The following is a 16,848-nucleotide window of genomic DNA, read 5'->3' as shown; positions in this document are numbered from 1 at the left end:
TAGCTGACCCGAGCAGCGCAAGCTGCTGAGAACGGTGGCCCCCGGGATTCCTCCCGGGGGCCACCGCTGGTCTCCACTGGTCACCCGAAGCCGACCGCGCAGAAGCGGTCACGCAGAAGCGGTCACTCGAAGTCGCCGCCGTCGTCGTCGCCCTCGAAAGCGTCCTCGATGAGTTCACCGGCGATCAGGCCGCCGGCGACGCCGAGCGCCGCGCCGGCCACCACGCCACCCATCCCCGGGCCCCGGCCGTGGTGGCCGTGGCCGTGGCCGTGCATCGGGTAGCCGTGGGTGGGGGCGCCGAACCCGGAGGAGGCGCGCAGGTTGCCGTACGTCGAGGTGGTCTCGCGCAGCCATCCGTCGACGACCTGGGTCCAGTCGACCCGGTCGACGTCGGCGTGCGAGACGGTGTAGCGGCCGAACACGTCGTGCCCGGAGCTGAGGAAGCCGCCCCGCTTGTCGCACTCCAGCACCACCTCGACCCCGTGCGGGCTGGTGACGAAGGTCAGCTCGACCTCGCTGATGGCCTGCGCGTACTGCGGGCCGGCGAAGAACTCGATCTCCTGGTAGAACGGCAGCGTCTGCTGGGAGCCCCGGATGTGGCCCCGCTCCAGGTCGGCGTGCTTGAACCGGAAGCCGAGCCGCTGGAACGCCTCCAGAATGTGCTCGTGCACCGGCAGCGGGTGCACGTTGACCTGGTCGAGGTCGCTCTTGTCGACCGCGCGCGCGATCGCCAGCTCGGTACGCAGACCCATCGTCATGCCGTGCAGGCGCTGGCCGTAGACGTCGGTGATCGGGGTCTCCCACGGCACCGGCAACTGGAACGGGATGGCGAGCTGCTGCTTCGGCGCGAGCTGGAAGGGACCGCTGACCACCATCCGCTGGAACTCCATGACACCGGCGTACTCGCTGTCGCCGCCCTCGATCTCGACCCGGGTGACCAGGCCGATGGCGATCTGCTCGATGTTGGCCGGGGCGTCCCCGCCGACCAGGTTCACGTTGCCGTCGAGGGTCAGGCCGGGCCTCGTGTTCGGGTTGGCCAGAACGGTGTCGACGCTGGGCCCACCCACACCGAACGCGCTCAGCATCTTCTTGAAGACCATCGGAACTCCCGCTTCACGGTCGGCGCACTCCACCGTGGAGCACGCACGGTTACCCAGGGCACCCTAATCGGTAGGACTGTGAAGTGGCTGAGAGGCCACGCCGGGCCGCGCCAGCAGGATCAGCACCCCGGACGCCGCCACGAAGAAGACCGCCATGGCCCCCACCATGGGTAGCAGGCTGGCGTACCCGAGAACACCGGTGAGCGGCGTGACCACCGCGCCGGCGAGGAAGCCCAGGCCACCCTGGAGCGCGGCGGCCGTGCCGGCGGAACGCCGGCCGGCCTCCTGCGCCAGCGCGGTGGTCGCCGGCAGGGTCAGGCCCATCCCGGCCACCACCACCGCGAGCAGCGCCCACGGTACGGCCAGCGGCAGCTCGCCCGACCGGTCGGCCAGGGCGGCGACCAGCAGGGCGAGGGTGGCCACCGTGGACGCGGCCACCCCGGCGGCCCGCAGCCGGCCGGCACCGACCCGCGCCACCAGCACCCGGAACAGCAGCCCGGCGCCGGCCATGCCGGCGGCGTTGGTGGCGAAGATGAGCGTGTAGCGGGACTCGTCCATCCGGTAGGCCGTCTGGAAGACGAACGACGACCCGCCGATGTAGGTGAAGAAGCCGGCGATGGCCAGGCACAACACGGCGAGGTGGGTGCGGAACGCCCGGTCGCGCAGCAGTTCGGCCATCCGCGCCACGGCGTCGCGCGGGCCACCCGCATGCCGGCGGTGCGCGGGCAGCGTCTCCGGCAGCCCGACCAGCGCGGCCACCGCCATCGCCGCCCCCAGCCCGGCGAGCGCGACGAACACGGTGCGCCAGGTGCCGTGATCGAGGATCACCCCACCGACGGCGGGTGCCAGCACCGGCCCGAGGAAGGTCACCGAGGCGATGCTGCCGAACCGGGCGGCGGCCTGCGTGCCCTGCCAGGCGTCGGTCACCATCGCCCGGCCGAGCGCCACTCCGGTGCCGGCGGCGATGCCCTGACCGAGTCGGGCCAGCACCAGGATCCCGCCGGTCGGGGCGACCGCGCAGAGCAGCGACAGCAGCGCGAAGCTCAGCGTGCTCACCAGCACGATGCCCCGCCGACCCCGGACGTCACTGACCGGGCCGAGCAGGAGCTGACCGGCGGCCATCCCGACGATGAACGCGGTCAGGGTCAGCTGCGCCACGGTGGCGCTGGTGTCCAGGGAACGCCGCAGCTCCGGCAGGGCGGCGATGTACGCGTCGGTGGCGAACGGTCCCACCCCGGTCAGCAGCACCAACGCCACCATGGACGGCGTACCCGCCGGGCGGTGTTGCCGGTGCGCCCTGGACGGCGTCTTGACCTGTGGCTGCGTCACCCACGGACCGTAGACGAGCTGACCCACGGAATGCACCTGGCTTCCGAATCGGCCGAGGCCACCCGTCCGACCTCGCGAAAGCCCTTGCTGCCGGCCTCACCCGGCCTCGTCGGCCAACAGTCCGCGCAGCACGCTGCGTACCGTCGCGTCGAAGAGGTCGCGGGGCGCGGACCGTGACGGCGGGGCGGTGAGGGCGGCCGTGAGGTTCGGGAACGCCGCCACGTCGATCCCGGCGAAGCCGACCGGCGGCCCGGCGGACTCCCGGCGGGCGAACAGCGACGTCACCCCGGTCATCATGGCGATCGCCTCGAACTTGGTGGCGGTCGCCGCCGGCACCGGGCGCAGGATCGCCAGGCAGTGGTCGAACCAGGCCAGGCTCTGCGGGCCGGGGGCGGTCGGCCGGGGCAGGATCTCCACCAGCCACGGGTGCCGGCGGAAGAGCGCCAACTGCCGGTGGGCGAGGCGCAGCATCGCGTCGAGCCAGTCGCCGCTGCTGTCCGGGTACGGGCGCAACTCCCCCGCCGCCCGGTCGACCATCAGGTCGAGCAGGTCGTCCCGGGAGGACAGGTAGCGGTAGAGCGAGGCGGCTCCGGTGTGCAGCGTGGCGGCGAGCGCCCGCATGGAGACCGCGCCGAGGCCGTCGGCGTCCGCCATCGCGATCGCGGCGACCACGATCTCGTACCGGGAGTGCGTCGGGGCGGGACCGCGCAGCCCTCTCGCCGGCCGGGACCAGACCGTCAATCGCTCTGGCTCGATGGGTGACGACACGGTTACACTTTAACTGCTAACGCCGTTCGCGGTTCCAATGGGGAGGACGACATGGAACAGAACTGGTCCGTCCAGCGGGTGCCGACGGCCGACGGTGCCGAGATCGTGCTCCACTCCGTCGGCAGCGGGCCGGGAATCGTCGTCGTACACGGGGGCGGCGTCACCATCGAGATCTACCGTCGGCTGGCCCTGCGGCTGGCCGACCGGTTCACCGTGCACCTCTACAACCGTCGCGGACGGGCCGACGCGGCTGCCCGCGCCGAGCCCTACGACGGCGAGCAGGACGTCGACGACCTCGGCGGCGTGCTGGCCACCCTCGGGGTCCGCAACGTGATCGGCCACAGCGGCGGCGGCTTCGTGGCGCTGCGTGCCGCCGCCCGCGGCCTGCCGATCGACCGGCTCGCCCTCTACGACGCGGCAATCCAGGTCAACGGCCTGTTCCCGCTCGGGTGGGTGCCCGCCGCCCGGAAGGCGGCGCAGTCGGGCGACATCGCCCGCGCCCTGGCGATCACCGGCGGCGGCCTCAACACCCACTCGCCCGCGTCGCGTCTGCCGCTTGTCGTCCGGGCCACCCTCTGCCGGCTGTTCCTCCGTACGCCGGTCGGGCGCACCATGGGCGAGTTGCTGCCGACCACCCTCGACGAGAGCACGCTAATCCAGCGGCACGACGGCCCGCCGGAGCAGTGGGCCGGCGTCAAGGCCGAGGTGCTGCTGGCCAGCGGCGGCGCCGGGCCGTCCTACTACCGGCCGATCAACGAGGCGCTGGCCGGGGTCATGCCGCATGCCCGCACGCTGGTGGTGCCGGGCGCGAGTCACGACGCGCTCAACCGGGCCCCGCAGCCCCTCGTCGACGCGCTCGCCGAGTTCTTCACCGCCCCGGCCGCCTAGCCACCGACCGGCCCGTGAGGGGCCGATCACGCCGACATCGTCGTGCACAACGACGAGCCCCAACAGCCGGCCTGGGCGACCCGAACCCGCTGACCGCCCTCAATTCGGCACCAGCACACCCGCAGGACGTCTGCGCGTGCCTCCAGCGAGAGAGAGATTGTCCCATCCCTGTGCTCGAATCCCGTCATGCACATCGTCGTCTGCGGCGCACTCGTGGAGAACGGCGCGGTGCTGCTGGTGCACCGCAGTCCGGCCCGCCGGGCATACCCGGATCTCTGGGATCTGCCCGGCGGGCACGTCGAAGCGGGTGAGTCGGAACTACAGGCCCTCGCTCGTGAGATGCGCGAGGAAGTCGGTGTTCAGATTGTGGCCGAGTCCTCTTCACGGTTGGGCGACCTGCGGGCCGGCAGTGGCGAGGACGCTGTGCACGTGGGCGTCTGGCACATCGGAGACTGGGTTGGCTCGCCGACCAACCGTGCGCCTGACGAGCATGATGACATCGCCTGGGTCAGGGTCAGCGAGCTGGGCGGCCTTCCCCTCGTGAACAGCGCCCTACCCGCACTGCTTCCTTCCCTCCCTGCACCTGACCGGCCGCCTGGTCGCGCGGACGTCGGGACAACCGCTTCACGCCTGGCTGAGGAGGTGGTGTGACGGGCTGTAGTCGATCTTCGTGTCGGCGTAGACGCCGAGAGTGCCATCCCTGAGACACCTCAGGCCGACGCTGATCCAGCGCACCTCTCCGTCGTCGAAGAGCGCATAGCCGACCGCGGCGGCGAACTCCTCACCTCCGCAGGGGCAGGAACAGGACTCATGACCGGTCCCGGCCCAGTGTTCGGCGCTGTCGCCGAAGAAGGCGACCGCGCCGCAGGCGAGGCAGGTCCGCTGGGTCGCTTCCTCCTCGTCGATCCGGACGCGGAAGGTACGGCCGTCGCACTCGCCGCATCGGGACTCCACCACCGTGGCTACCGGGTAGCCTCCCGCCTCGAAGTAGCGGATGTACTCGGCGAGGTCGTCGAAGTTCTCCCCGCGCCACAGCTTCCCGGACTTGTCGAGTGCCACTCCGGCATTCTGCCTGGTGCCGGCCGTTCGCCGGGCACGCGGTGCGCCCGTGAACGGACGACCCCCGCCCGGCTCAGACCCAGATGGTGGCCAGCCAGGCGGTGACGGCGGCGGCCACCAGCAGGACGATGTTGAGCCCGATCTGGCGGGTCTCACCACGGGACAGGTGCACCGCAATGCCACCGACCTGGATCAGGACGAGCCCGACGGCCGCCGCGACCGCGAGCCAGGGCGCGATCCCGGTCAGCGGTGGCAGGACCAGGCCGGCCGCGCCGAGAATCTCCAGCACCCCGATGGTCCGGACCAACGGCATGGGTACGCGATCGACCCAGCCCATCATCGGCTGGAGCTGCTCCCGGCTCTGCGTCGCCTTCTTGCCCCCGGCGTACAGGTAGAACACGGCCAGCAGGGCGGCGAAGATCCAGTAGGCGAGTGTCATGGCGAGCTCCTTCGGCGATGAGCACGATGGTTACGAGAAGGAAGTAGCCACATCATGTGTCAAAATCGGGGGCCTTACAAAAGGCACACGGGTGTGCCTGAGGCACAGGGGATGACATGTCGCAGTACGAACAAACCTGCATGATCCGTGGCGACGGCGGCCGGACGATCCGGGCGATCCTGGATCGGATCTGCAACAAGTGGACACTGCTGATCGTGGCGACCCTCGACCGGGGCGCACTGCGCTTCACCGAACTGCACCAGCAGATACCCGGCATCTCCCAACGCATGCTGACGCTGACCCTACGCAACCTGGAACGCGACGGCCTGGTGGCCCGGACGGCGTACGCGGAGGTCCCGCCCCGCGTGGAGTACGCGCTGACCCCCACCGGCAAGAGCCTCATCCCACCCGCGCTGGCCCTCGCCGGCTGGGCCATCGAGCACGTCCCCCACATCGAAGCGAGCCGGGCGCTCCACCAGACCCGGCCCGGATGACATCGAACTGTCTTCCCGCGCTACGCCAGCCGGGTGCCCCGGATGGCCGAACAGAGCGGCACCAGCTTCGGCCCGCACCCCGTCTGCCTGATTGCCGTGACCCCGGCCGGGGTCACGGACAACCTGCGGTTGAAGGGCCGCGTACAGGGGATGCTCGGCGGCGTGATGGGCCTGAGCTATGTGGCCGGTCCGCTGGTCGGCGGGTTCCTGACCGATCACGCCGGGTGGCGGTGGATCTTCCTCGTCAACCTGCCGATCGGGGTCGTCGTGGTCCTGCTGATCGTCACCCGGCTGCCGTGGCGGCGCGGGGCGGGTACGGCGGCGTCCCCGGACTATGCCGGGGTCGCGGTGTTCACCGGGGCCGTCGCGACCCTGCTGGTCGGTCTGCACGAACGGGCTCCCTGGATGCTCGCGGTGGCCCTGCTGCTCGCCGTGGTGTTCGTACTGGTGGAGAGACACGTCGCGGAGCCGCTCATGCCGCTACGGCTCTTCCGGGTCAGGGCGTACGCGCTGGCCTGCGCCGCGGCGTTCGGCGGCGCGTTCGCGTTGTACGTGTCGCTGGTCTTCCTGCCCCGCCTTCTCCAAGGGGTGTGGAATGTCAGCGCCACCTCGTCCGGGGTACGGATGTATCCGCTGATGCTCGGGATGGTGGCCGGTAGTGGCATCACCGGAGCGCTGATCACGTGGGTCCGGCCGTGTCTCTTCGTCGGCGCGGCCCTGATCGGCATCGGCGCGGTGGTGCTGGGCGGGATCGGCGCAGACAGCTCCGCAGTGCTGCTGGCGACCGGAATGGGACTGGTCGGGCTGGGGCTCGGGCCGACCATGTCCGGGCTGACCGTGGTGATCCAGACCGCGGTGCCTGCGGAGTACCTGGGCACGGCGACCAGCAACCTGGGCTTCTTCCGGCAGGTCGGCGGATCGGTGGTGCTGGCCGTGGCCGACACGGTCTACCGGTCGTCGGCCGGCTCGACGCCCACCTCGACGGCGCACGCCATCACGACGGTCACCGGGATCCTGGCCTTCGTCGGGGCGGTGCTCCTGCTGCTGGCCACTGCGGGCCTGCCGCGCTCGCCACGCACCACGGCCGTGCTCGTACCGCAGAATCGGTGAGGACCAGACGGCCGGGCTCAGCGCCATCCGGGAACTCCGTCGCCAAGTCACGCCGGCTCCGGTGACAATGCTCGCGCCTGAAGGCGGACCGAGAGGATGCGGTGGAGTGGTTCAACGGTTGGGCGGGCGTAAGTGGCCGGTGGTGATCAGCTGGGTGCAGCTCGGATGCCACCGGTACCGGGTGGTGCGGCCGGCGAAGGCACCGAGGTTCGCCGGTCTCTACGAGGGGCGTCTCGGAGCCCAGTTCTGCCTCGACAAGAAGACCGCGCTGATGTTCGCCCAGGCGTGGGGCCTGGCTGCCCGGTCACCACACACGATCGTCTACCTCCCACTACGCCACGCGGAGATGCCCACCGACCATGTCTGGGGACGTCCGCTCGACATGGTGCTGCTGCACCACCGTCTCGCGTTCCCGCCGTCACGGTGGAAGCAGGTCCGCTCCCGGCTCGGGGCCGGCAGGCCGCACACCGTCGAGTTACCTGGTCGAGCATGGCCGTCGCGGTCGATCGCCGACCACCGAAAGACCTGGCACCACGAGTTTCGTGATCATCTTCGGTGGGACATCGCTGCCGACACGTTGGTGCTCACCGGCAGCCGCGAGGCATTCGAACTGCAAGCCGACCAGGTCCGCGCCCTGGCCGAGGAGTGCCCGGCCCATCGTGCCGACAATCCGGCGACGCACTGCTGCGCCGAGATCGGCATGGGCAGAAGCCGGCACCATCCCGACCAACGCCGGCCCTACGCCGAACTGCACGCCGAGTACTCACAGTAAAGCCAAAGCCACGAAGGCGGCAGCGACGGCGAGCACTCCGCGACAGAGGCGGGCGGCCCGAGGCGTCACCGTTTGCCTACCGGCGGAGGATGTGGTGATGAAGCCGAACCTCCCGTCCCGAGCGGCGCTGTAAGCGGCCCGGATGACATCGGACGGCCGGGTGGAGGGGCCTCGATCAATGCGTCCAGAAGCTGGCCGGGAGGGCCTCGACGTCGATCGCAGACCGGTCGAGAAGCTCCGCGATGGGCAGCAGGGCGGTCGCCGGGGCGTCCCCGGCGCGGGCCAGGTGGCGGATCACCTCGGCCTGCCGCCGGGCCCGCTGCGGCACCGCAGCGGCGACATCACCCCGGTTGCCCTCGTAGCCGTACGCGTCGAGCAGAAGATGCAATCGGCGGGCCCGCTCGCGCAGGTCGTCGCCGCGCAACAATGAACCGTCGCGCGGCGACGCGAGCGGCACCCAGGTCAGCGCGGAGAACGCCAGATCCCACTCCCGGGACGACGGACCGGCGGTGTCCCAGTCGCAGAACCCGACCAACCGGTCACCGTCCACCACCGCGTTCAACGGAGAAGCATCCTGGTGCCCGACGACCAACCCGGGCCCCATCGGACGGCCGGCGAACCAGCACTCGCCCTGCGGCGGCGGGAAGCCGGCGGTCAGGTCATGGACCCGTCGCAGCCACCGGCCGACCTGGACCAGCATCGAGTCGGCCGACACCCAACCGGGCCAGGGCTCCCGGCCGCCGATCGTCTCCCCCGGCAGATAGGTGAGTATCTCGCGTCCCTGCTCGTCGAAGCCGAGCGCACGGGGAGCGGCATCGAACCCGGCATCCTCAAGATGGCGCAGCACCGCATGCACCGTCGCGGTCCACGGCGAGGCCCGCTTGTGTACGAGACCATCGATCAACACGGCGCCGGTGGTGTTACCCCCGGGCAGCACTTCTTCGCGCATCCGCCAGGTACACCGGGCTCCGCGACGACAGCGACACCGAGTTTCGCAAGCTATCGGCTGTCGACCGGGCCCCACCGCCGATTGACGTCCCACACTGGTCGAACATCCGACACCGCACGCCCTGTCACATCGAGTCGCGAGCGACTCGCGGCATGTGCGGAAGCGGCGATGGACGTCGCGGACACGGTCACCAGGTTGACCGGTTCGGCCGTCGGCCGGCTCAACATGACCGCGATGCAACCGGTCGCGGTCGCATGCTGATGCGCGGCGGCAGCAGGTCGCGCTGGACGTGGCGGGTTGTGCTGCTCGTGCTCGGCATTACCCCGCGCACCCGTCGACAGCGACCTCATCGAAGCCACAATGGGCTTGCACGGTTCTGGACGTCGACGTCGAGGCTCTGCGCCAGGACGTGGCCGTCTCTCACGACTGGAAGCACGGCTACGGCGGGCAGTTACGGCGGCCGGGCTTGGCACTCCCGCCCGGGGCGTCCCAAAAGCGAGAATTCCGGTATAAAGAGCATGCTGTTCCACTGACCGGCATCGTCCCCTCGGAGTGCCCATGACAACGCAGTTACGTGACCGTCTCGACGGGATACTCCAAGCTGGCCCGGCCGACGGTCTGCATGCTGTCGCGGCGGTTCGCCGTGGTCACACCGTGCTGGAGTGCTACAGGACCGGCGAGGACTTCACCTGGAATGACTCGCTGGGTGTCGTCGAGTTCGGGCCCGAGACGCTGCACGACATCCGGTCGGTCACCAAGAGCGTAACCGGGCTCTTGTACGGCATCGCGCTCGGCGAAGGGCTTGTCCCACCGCCGACGGAGCCGCTCCTGCGGCGGTTCCCGCAGTACCCCGACCTGGCGGTCGACCCCCAGCGTGCCCGGCTCACCGTTGAGCACGCGCTGACGATGTCGTTGGGGGTGGAATGGTGCGAGAATCTTCCGTACAACAGCCCGGCCAACGCCGAGATCGCGATGGAGCTGGCGCCGGACCGGTACCGGTACATCCTGGAGCGGCCGATCCTCGAGCCGCCCGGTACCCGATGGACGTACTGCGGCGGTGCCACGGCGCTGCTCGGCCGACTGATCGCCGACGGCACCGGGCGGTCCCTGCCGGAGTACGGGCAGGCCATGCTGTTCGCGCCGCTGGGCATCGGGAACTTCGAGTGGATGACCGGTGCGGACGGGGTGGCCTCCGCCGCGTCCGGGCTGCGACTCGCGCCCCGAGACCTGGCCAGGCTCGGCGAGCTGGTGCTGGCCGAGGGAACCTGGGACGGTCAGCGGATCATCCCCGCCGACTGGATCCGTACGATGCTCCGGCCACGGCTGCAGACCAGCTGGGGTGCGCAGTACGGCTACCAGTGGTACATCGAATCCATCGGGGGCCGTCGGGTGGTGACCGGCGCGGGCAACGGCGGCCAGCGCCTGTTCGTCCTGCCCGACCTGGAACTCACCGTGGCCGTCACCGCCGGCAACTATGACGACCCCGACCAGTGGCGGACCCCGATCATGGTGCTGGAACGGGTCATCCTTCCCGCAATGGCTTGACGGCTCCCGATCACCTGGCGCACCCCGGCGAGGAGGGTTGGCGCCAGGCGTTCACCAAGCTGGACGCCACGCTGATGAATGTCCAGGCTGTCGCGGCTGATCATCGAGAGGTAGAGGCATGGCAAAGCTGATCTACGTGACGAACATGTCGCTTGACGGCTACATCGAGGACGAACGCGGCGCGTTCGACTGGTTCCCACCCGACGACGAGGTATTCGCGTTCACCACCGACCTCCTGCGGTCGGTGGGCACGTTTCTCTACGGGCGGCGCCTGTACGAGGCAATGGCCGTCTGGGAGACCGACGCCGCTCTGGCCGCGCAGTCCGACCTCATGGCCGACTTCGCGAGCACCTGGCAGAAGGCGAGCAAAGTCGTGTACTCCACGACCCTCACTGCCGTGTCGACTGCCGACACCCGACTCGAACGCCGTTTCGACCCCGCCGCAGTGAACGAACTGAAGGCCACGGCCAGCAGCGATCTCACCGTAGGAGGTGCCGACCTCGCGACGCAGGCTTTCAAGGCCGGGCTGGTCGACGAGTGCCAGCTGTTCATCCTGCCCATCGTCGTCGGCGGGGGTAAGCCAGGATTGCCGACCGGCCTGCGCGCCAATCTTGAGCTTCTCGATGAGCGTCGATTCCGAAACGGCGTCGTACACCTGCGCTACCGCCCTCTCGGGCAGCGCCTGCTCCACTCGACCTGCTGAACGCAACCGCAGACACACGCTCGCCGCCGCAGACGAGGGTGCTCCTGGATGCGGCTGTCTCGGCACCGCACTTCCCTGGCGTCTACCTTGCTCGGCAGGGAGCGGACGGTGATCTCGTGTACGTAGGCATGGCCGGCGAGCGCCGCGGCCAGGGACTTCGAGGACGGCTGACGGTGTACCGCCGCGGGAAGGCTGCGGTCAGTGGACTGGGAGAAGCTGTACTGGATCGAGCACTCGCCGATCCAGCTTTTGTGCGAATGCGCCTCAAGGAACTCCTCGCCGGTCAGCCCAAGCGCGCCGCCGTCTGGGCCCAGGACGCCATGCGGTGGGCCGACCTGCACCTCCGGTGGACCACCACTGCGGACAGGCCGGCCGCGGTGGCCCTTGAACGAACCGTTCTGGATGCGTTGGCCGCGACACCGCTCTGGAACCGCGCGCGCTCCCTGATCGCGGCTAGTGTTCCGTCTCAGTTTTGAGTAGCCGTTTGCTGGAGGGCGACTCGTCCACGTCGGACTTTGGCCAGGATCGATTCGGCGGTGGCGGTCCACACGAATGGTTTCGGGTCGTCGTTGTGCACGCGTAGGTACTCCTCGATCGCGGTGATGAGGTCGTCCACGCTGTGGAACACGCCGCGGCGGATCATCTTGTCGGTCAGTGCGGCGAACCAGCGCTCGACCATGTTCAGCCAGGATGAGCTGGTCGGGGTGAAGTGCAGGTGGAAGCGGGGATGCTTGGCCAGCCACGCCTTGACGTTGGGGTGGGTGTGGGTGCCGTAGTTGTCGACGATCATGTGGATCTGCAGGTTGCGGGGCACCGTGGTGTCGATCGTGCGCAGGAACCGCAGGAACTCGTCGTGCCGGTGCAGCGCGTTCCTCAGGCGGGCAGCGAGGATCGCTTCATGATCGGTTGCGTCATCCGCCGACTGCTTGAAGCCGTGGAACGGATCGCAGAACGTACGCCAGGCGACGTTCCACTCCCAGGGATCCCCGGTGAGTTCCCAGTGCCCCAGGGCCATGAACGCACTGTTCACGGCAACGAGATTCATCGCCGCGTCGGAGACGAACATCGGTGTGTCCGTGAACCGCTCCAGCAGCCGCATCGCCCCCGGGCCGACCTCGCTCGGCACCTGCCCGTCCGCAGCGGCGTACCCGGCCAGCGCGCAGAGCCGCTCGTACTCCGCCCGCTCGATCCGTAGCGCACGGGCGATGGCGTTCACCACCCCGGCGGACGGATGGCTGCGCCCCTGCTCCAACCGGCGTACGTAGTCCGCAGACATCCCCGCGAGTTCGCCGAGTTCCTCCCGCCGCAACCCTCGCACCCGCCGACGGCCGATCGGCAGCCCGACAGCCGCAGGTGCCGTGCTTTCCCGCAACTGGCGTACCGCAGCACCGAACTCGTGACGTTCCACGGCCCAATTGTGCCCGGACAGTCTGGAACGCTGCGGAAGGCTACCCCGCGTAGATCTTGACCTCGTCCAGCTGCGGCGGGAACACGAAGAACGGCGGCACTCGCTGGCCAAGAACCTCTGCCGTTCCCCGCAGACCGATTGGAACACAGTCCGCCAGGGTGCCCACCTGCTGCTCGGGGAGGTTCCCCCTGCGGACCGGACACCCTGACCCCAGACAGGAATCCGGTAACAGAGGGGCCCTTCCTTGCACCTGGGCGGGTCGTCAGGTCGCGATGAGCGCCCGGTGCAGGCGTCGCGCCTCGGTCACCAGGCGGGTCGCCCCGCCCCGGCCCGCGACGTCGGCGAGTCCCGGCACCTCGATCCGCACCCCGGTGCGGGTGGCCGTCTCCGTCGCCAGGGTCAGCAGGTCAGGCAGGCCACGAGGCGGCTTGTCGGCGGTGAGCAGGGTCGGCAGCGCCGCGGCCAGCAGCCGCCACACGGTCAGTGGGGCACCGGCCGTGGCGGTGTCCCGCAGCGGCTCGACGGCCCGGGACAGCTTCACCTGCCCGGTGGCGACCAGCCGACCGAGCTGCTCCCCCACCCCGGTGGCGTCGAGCCGACTGCCGGCGGCGAGCCCGAGCAGGGCATCCACCGTGGCGATCCGGTCGGCACCGTACCGGGCACCGAGGCCATAGGCCAGCGCCAGGTCGACGGCGACGCCACCGGACCCGGCGCAGTCGACGAGCAGGGGCAGCACCGCGGTGCCGTCGCGCAGATCCAGGTCGGCGGCGGCGGCCACCTCCGGCAGGGCGTACGCGGCGACCGCGCCCCGGTGACCGGGTAGGATCGACGGCCAGAGTCGCGGCCAGCCCCGGTACTCCAGATGGGTGAGCGGGGCCGGGTCGGCGGTCAGCAGGCCGTACCGGTCGTCGTACCCCTCCGGTGGCCGCAGCTCGACCAGCACACGCTGGAGCGGAAGGTGGTCGTACGCCCAGTCGTTCCTGCCCGTGCGCGGGCGGCGCTCCATGGTGACGACCCGCATGACCGGTTGCGGCAGCCCGCCGGTGCGCAACCAGGCGGCGAGCCGGTCACCGGCGGGCGTGCCGAGCGCCGCCGCTTTGCCGGCCACCGCCTCGTCGTCGGGGCCGGTGGGCAGCCGGAGCAGTGCCTGGGTGAGATCCCAGTGCCACGGTTCCCGGTCGCCGCATGCCGCCAGGCGCTCGAGCAGCACGAACGGGTCGAGCATGCCGTTGACCGAGGTGGGCGTGGCGAGCAGGCCGTGCTGACAGGCGTCGCCGAGCCGGTGACCGATCTCGGTGAGCCGGGCCTTCAGCAGGCGGTGCGGTGGGGGCACCCGGGGATCGGTGACGACCAGCTCCGGCCCCTTGGCCGAGCGGTCCGGGCGGTGCAGGGCGGCGAACAGCCGACCCCAGCGGGTCTTCGCCGCGACCGGCCGGTCGGCTCCACCGGCGCTGCGGAACATGTCGACGACCAGCTCCTGGAGGCCGAACGGATCCCGGTCGTACCGGTTGCCCCAGCTCCAGTGCCGGCGGTCGACGACCGGGTCGAGCGCGGCGCGTACCCGTGGACCGTCGGTGGCGGTGAGCCGGACCAGACCGTCGACGATCCGGTCCAGCGGCCCGTCGTGGCGGCCGGTGCCGAGCAGCGCGGCGACCTCCTCGGCCAGCTCGTCGACGTCGGTGATCGGTGCCGGGGCGGCGGCCGGTGGTGTGGGAACGGGCAGGTCGTCGCCGCGTGGCGTGGCGACCGCGCCACCGGTGACGACGGCCGGGGTAGCGCCGTGCCGGGTGGCCAGGGTGGTCGCCCGGTCACGGATCTCGACCGCGTCGTGCTCGACGGCGACGGCGATGACCTCGGCGATCGTGGCGGCCCGGTCGCCGTGCTGCCGGGCCAGCCGGTCGAGCCAGGCGAGCTGGGCCCGCACCAGGACCTTGTCGGGTCGCAGCAGCACCTCATGGGAGGTGTCGAGCAGCACGTCGAGGGGCGGATCGGGGAGTTCGCGCAGGGCCTTCTGCGCCATGGTAGCGACCGGGGCCGGCGCGTCGGCGAGCAGCCGGAGGTAGTCGGTGCGCCGCTCGGCGACCTCGGTCGGGGTCGGCTGGAGCTGGTCGAGCAGGGTGGTGAAGGCGCGCAGCGCGGCCGGTCGGTCGCCGCGCAGCAGCCGGCCGATCGAGCCGTCGATCAGCACCGCGCGGTCGACGACCCCCTCCTCGGCCAGCTGTGCCAGGGCGGTCGGCAACGGGTGTCGGCGCCGGTCCTCCCAGGTGGTGAGGACCTCGTCGTACATCATCGTCGTACCGAGGCCGTCGACCTCGAAGAGCCGGGGCAGCAACGCCGGCAGGAACGGATCGGTTCGCAGCCGATCGAGGACCAGCTGGCGCGGCCCGGAACGCCGGTGATCATCGGCCGGGAGCGACAGCACCCAGAGCTCCACGAACCGGTCGCCGGCCGGGGGCGGCAGGCCCTCGGCACGCAGCAGCGTGGCGATCATCCGCCAGTGTTCGACTTCGACCCAACTGCGCTGGGAAAGCTTGCCGGCCATCCGGTAGGCGAGGTCGCCGAGCCAACCGATCCCCCGATCGGCGGCGACCTGGCGTACCAGCCGGGCGGCCCGCGCGCCGTCGAGGGCGACCGACCGGCGGTTGACGACCGGCGCCGCCTGCGCCGCGCTGGGCAGGCAGCCGACCGCGGCGACCGTCAACGCCGTACCCGGGCCGACACTCCACCAGCCCACCTTCTCGGTCTTGACCCAGGCGACCAGCTCGCTGCCGATCTCGCGGCGACGACCCTCGGGCAGCCCGGCCAGGGCCTCGACGATCAGCTCGGCGGAACCTCCCTTGATCAGCTCGAACAGGTCGCTGGTGCCCTCGACCGCCAGCTCCCGCCGGCGCCGGACCATGCTCTTGGTCACCTCGTGCCGACGGCTCACCGCGACACCTCGGCCGCGTTGCCCGCCATCCGAACGGCGAGCGCGTGCTTGCACGGCCCGCGCTGGCCACGGTGCTTGGCCCACCACTGGCACGTGCAGGTAAACGTGTCGTCGGGCAGCCGGCGGACCCGGTACACCTCGCCGCCGCTGCGCACGGTGGCCGCCGCGCCGTCGGATTCGACGGCACCGCCCTCGAGCAGGGCCCGGGCACCGACCAGGCGGGGATTGTCCCGCTCGGCCCGCTCGGCGTCGTACGGCATCACCCGGTGGAAGTACGCCGCCTCGGAGACGTCGTAGCCGACCCGGCCGGCGGTGCCGAGCTGCGCCAGCGCGCCCCGGACCCGGTCCTGGTCTATCCCGGCCGAGGTGGCCAGCGCGTCCACGTCGATGGTCGGATCCCAGGAGAGCAGGGCCGAGATCAGGTCGGCGTCGTCGGCCACCTCGTCGCCGGCGAGCGCGGTGAGGGCCGCGCCCTCTCCGGAGAAGCCCCGGTAGGGCTCAGGTGAGAGGGTGAGCGAGAGCCGCAGGGCACCGGTGTCCAGCTCCCACGTGCTCGGCACCGGGGCCGAGCCGGCCGCCACGGTCGGACCGTAGACCTGCAGGCTCCGGGCGAAACGCAGCATCGGTCGCAGGGCGGTCAGCCGGGTCGCACCGGTCAGGCACACCGCGCCGGGAACGGGTCGGGAGGTCAGCCGCAGCGACCGGCCGGCTGGAACCGCCCAGAGCACCGAGCGGTCGCTCGACGTCGGCAGCCGCCGCAGGAACGCGGCCGCCTCGGTCGCCGGGATCTCGGCCCTCGGCTCGAACGCCGACGCCAGCACCTGCACCTCGGCGAAGCCACGCAGCCAGCGCACCGGCAGCGGCACCTTCTTCTCCACGACCGCGCCGCCGAGCGTGGTGACCGTCAGGTCGTCGGGCCCGACCGACAGCCGCAGCGGGTCACCGCCGCTGACCCGGGCGAGCGCCTCCCGCAGCGGATTGTTGACGTCGACGTTGGTGGTGCCGTGCTCGACGATGTCACCGTCGAGCCCAGCGGGCAGCGCGTCGAGGCGGGCGTAGACACCGCAGCAGCCGGAGAACGACTCGAACCGAAGCCGGTCGCGACTGCCGGTGACGACCGGGTCGAGGCTCGCCGGGCTGATCGGCCGGTGGTAACGGGTGCGGGCCACCTCGGCCACGGCGAGCAGCCCGACGGCGGCCGGCTGCGGCGTGGTGAGGAACCCGGTGAAGAACTGGGGGTTCGGTGCCGGCCCGCCGCTGGTCTGGAAGGCGAGACCATCCGGTCGCAGCACGGATGGGCCCAGGTATCGGTACGTCTGAACAGCGCTCACACCCTGGCAAGCTACGAGATCACT

General features: G+C 70.9%; 17 protein-coding genes. 8 read left to right on the top strand and 9 right to left on the bottom strand.

What is annotated here, in order from left to right; genetic code table 11:
- Window positions 1-122: 122 nt before the first annotated feature.
- The 3 genes from ACIG87_RS24305 to ACIG87_RS24295 all read right to left on the bottom strand — a co-directional run bounded on the left by ACIG87_RS24305 (window position 123) and on the right by ACIG87_RS24295 (window position 3,197).
- On the bottom strand, window positions 123-1,100 hold the full coding sequence (locus ACIG87_RS24305) for a sporulation protein (protein WP_396853465.1): 978 nt from the start codon (window positions 1,098-1,100) through the stop codon (window positions 123-125).
- 63 nt (window positions 1,101-1,163) lie between these two features.
- The gene (locus ACIG87_RS24300; protein WP_396853464.1) at window positions 1,164-2,429 is read right to left on the bottom strand and encodes a multidrug effflux MFS transporter; all 1,266 of its coding nucleotides are present in this window, start codon (window positions 2,427-2,429) and stop codon (window positions 1,164-1,166) included.
- A 96-nt stretch (window positions 2,430-2,525) separates the two neighbouring features.
- Window positions 2,526-3,197: a TetR/AcrR family transcriptional regulator gene (locus ACIG87_RS24295; protein ID WP_396853463.1), complete on the bottom strand. Its 672-nt coding sequence runs from the start codon at window positions 3,195-3,197 to the stop codon at window positions 2,526-2,528.
- A 51-nt stretch (window positions 3,198-3,248) separates the two neighbouring features.
- Between ACIG87_RS24295 and ACIG87_RS24290 the strand changes: the two genes are divergently transcribed.
- A complete protein-coding gene (locus ACIG87_RS24290) occupies window positions 3,249-4,085 on the top strand; it encodes an alpha/beta fold hydrolase (protein ID WP_396853461.1) in 837 nt (278 codons plus the stop codon).
- 186 nt (window positions 4,086-4,271) lie between these two features.
- A complete protein-coding gene (locus ACIG87_RS24285) occupies window positions 4,272-4,736 on the top strand; it encodes an NUDIX domain-containing protein (RefSeq protein WP_396853459.1) in 465 nt (154 codons plus the stop codon).
- Here ACIG87_RS24285 and ACIG87_RS24280 read toward each other — a convergent pair.
- Both ACIG87_RS24280 and ACIG87_RS24275 read right to left on the bottom strand, forming a co-directional pair.
- A complete protein-coding gene (locus tag ACIG87_RS24280; protein ID WP_396853458.1) occupies window positions 4,710-5,144 on the bottom strand; it encodes a hypothetical protein in 435 nt (144 codons plus the stop codon). The two genes, ACIG87_RS24285 and ACIG87_RS24280, sit on opposite strands and share 27 nt — an antisense overlap.
- Before the next feature lie 73 nt (window positions 5,145-5,217).
- On the bottom strand, window positions 5,218-5,583 hold the full coding sequence (locus ACIG87_RS24275; protein WP_396853456.1) for a DoxX family protein: 366 nt from the start codon (window positions 5,581-5,583) through the stop codon (window positions 5,218-5,220).
- 116 nt (window positions 5,584-5,699) lie between these two features.
- Here ACIG87_RS24275 and ACIG87_RS24270 point away from each other — a divergent pair, with 116 nt between their 5' ends.
- From ACIG87_RS24270 to ACIG87_RS24260, 3 genes are all read left to right on the top strand, one after another.
- Window positions 5,700-6,077, top strand: coding sequence for a winged helix-turn-helix transcriptional regulator (locus ACIG87_RS24270; protein WP_396853454.1), 378 nt, complete (start codon window positions 5,700-5,702; stop codon window positions 6,075-6,077).
- A gap of 42 nt (window positions 6,078-6,119) precedes the next feature.
- Window positions 6,120-7,187: an MFS transporter gene (locus ACIG87_RS24265; protein WP_396853453.1), complete on the top strand. Its 1,068-nt coding sequence runs from the start codon at window positions 6,120-6,122 to the stop codon at window positions 7,185-7,187.
- 106 nt (window positions 7,188-7,293) lie between these two features.
- Window positions 7,294-7,959 (top strand): hypothetical protein, encoded by a 666-nt coding sequence (locus ACIG87_RS24260; RefSeq protein ID WP_396853451.1) that lies wholly within the window; start codon window positions 7,294-7,296, stop codon window positions 7,957-7,959.
- A 175-nt stretch (window positions 7,960-8,134) separates the two neighbouring features.
- Here ACIG87_RS24260 and ACIG87_RS24255 read toward each other — a convergent pair whose 3' ends face one another.
- Window positions 8,135-8,908 carry a phosphotransferase gene (locus tag ACIG87_RS24255; protein ID WP_396853450.1) on the bottom strand — a complete coding sequence of 258 codons (774 nt, stop codon included), beginning with the start codon at window positions 8,906-8,908 and terminating at the stop codon, window positions 8,135-8,137.
- A gap of 558 nt (window positions 8,909-9,466) precedes the next feature.
- On the opposite strand from ACIG87_RS24255, the gene ACIG87_RS24250 reads away from it, so the two are divergent.
- Together ACIG87_RS24250 and ACIG87_RS24245 are read left to right on the top strand one after the other, a co-directional pair.
- Window positions 9,467-10,453 carry a serine hydrolase domain-containing protein gene (locus ACIG87_RS24250; RefSeq protein WP_396853449.1) on the top strand — a complete coding sequence of 329 codons (987 nt, stop codon included), beginning with the start codon at window positions 9,467-9,469 and terminating at the stop codon, window positions 10,451-10,453.
- 118 nt (window positions 10,454-10,571) lie between these two features.
- Window positions 10,572-11,156: a dihydrofolate reductase family protein gene (locus ACIG87_RS24245; RefSeq protein ID WP_396853447.1), complete on the top strand. Its 585-nt coding sequence runs from the start codon at window positions 10,572-10,574 to the stop codon at window positions 11,154-11,156.
- Window positions 11,157-11,622: 466 nt separating this feature from the next.
- Here the strand turns inward: ACIG87_RS24245 and ACIG87_RS24240 are convergent, their stop codons facing one another.
- Window positions 11,623-12,564: a transposase gene (locus ACIG87_RS24240; protein ID WP_396853446.1), complete on the bottom strand. Its 942-nt coding sequence runs from the start codon at window positions 12,562-12,564 to the stop codon at window positions 11,623-11,625.
- Window positions 12,565-12,571: 7 nt separating this feature from the next.
- Here ACIG87_RS24240 and ACIG87_RS24235 point away from each other — a divergent pair, with 7 nt between their 5' ends.
- Window positions 12,572-12,772 (top strand): DUF5984 family protein, encoded by a 201-nt coding sequence (locus ACIG87_RS24235; protein ID WP_396853444.1) that lies wholly within the window; start codon window positions 12,572-12,574, stop codon window positions 12,770-12,772.
- Window positions 12,773-12,826: 54 nt separating this feature from the next.
- Here the strand turns inward: ACIG87_RS24235 and ACIG87_RS24230 are convergent, their stop codons facing one another.
- Window positions 12,827-15,493: a DUF6493 family protein gene (locus ACIG87_RS24230; protein ID WP_396853443.1), complete on the bottom strand. Its 2,667-nt coding sequence runs from the start codon at window positions 15,491-15,493 to the stop codon at window positions 12,827-12,829.
- The gene (locus ACIG87_RS24225; protein WP_396853442.1) at window positions 15,490-16,824 is read right to left on the bottom strand and encodes an SWIM zinc finger family protein; all 1,335 of its coding nucleotides are present in this window, start codon (window positions 16,822-16,824) and stop codon (window positions 15,490-15,492) included. Before ACIG87_RS24225 ends, ACIG87_RS24230 begins: the two co-directional genes overlap by 4 nt.
- Window positions 16,825-16,848 lie beyond the last annotated feature (24 nt).

It is taken from the genome of Micromonospora sp. NPDC051925, assembly GCF_044548625.1.
In the GTDB taxonomy this organism is placed as follows: Bacteria; Actinomycetota; Actinomycetes; order Mycobacteriales; family Micromonosporaceae; genus Micromonospora.
The sequence above is the reverse complement of the archived record's forward strand: the minus strand, read 5'-3'. Positions and strand labels throughout refer to the sequence as shown.

Excerpts from the sequence above, each read along its gene's own strand:
- ACIG87_RS24245 (WP_396853447.1), top strand. The coding sequence starts at position 10,572 with ATGGCAAAGCTGATCTACGTGACGAACATGTCGCTTGACGGCTACATC.
- ACIG87_RS24270 (WP_396853454.1), top strand. The coding sequence starts at position 5,700 with ATGTCGCAGTACGAACAAACCTGCATGATCCGTGGCGACGGCGGCCGG.
- ACIG87_RS24285 (WP_396853459.1), top strand. The coding sequence starts at position 4,272 with ATGCACATCGTCGTCTGCGGCGCACTCGTGGAGAACGGCGCGGTGCTG.
- ACIG87_RS24275 (WP_396853456.1), bottom strand. The coding sequence starts at position 5,583 with ATGACACTCGCCTACTGGATCTTCGCCGCCCTGCTGGCCGTGTTCTAC.
- ACIG87_RS24290 (WP_396853461.1), top strand. The coding sequence starts at position 3,249 with ATGGAACAGAACTGGTCCGTCCAGCGGGTGCCGACGGCCGACGGTGCC.
- ACIG87_RS24250 (WP_396853449.1), top strand. The coding sequence starts at position 9,467 with ATGACAACGCAGTTACGTGACCGTCTCGACGGGATACTCCAAGCTGGC.
- ACIG87_RS24305 (WP_396853465.1), bottom strand. The coding sequence starts at position 1,100 with ATGGTCTTCAAGAAGATGCTGAGCGCGTTCGGTGTGGGTGGGCCCAGC.
- ACIG87_RS24265 (WP_396853453.1), top strand. The coding sequence starts at position 6,120 with ATGGCCGAACAGAGCGGCACCAGCTTCGGCCCGCACCCCGTCTGCCTG.
- ACIG87_RS24255 (WP_396853450.1), bottom strand. The coding sequence starts at position 8,908 with ATGCGCGAAGAAGTGCTGCCCGGGGGTAACACCACCGGCGCCGTGTTG.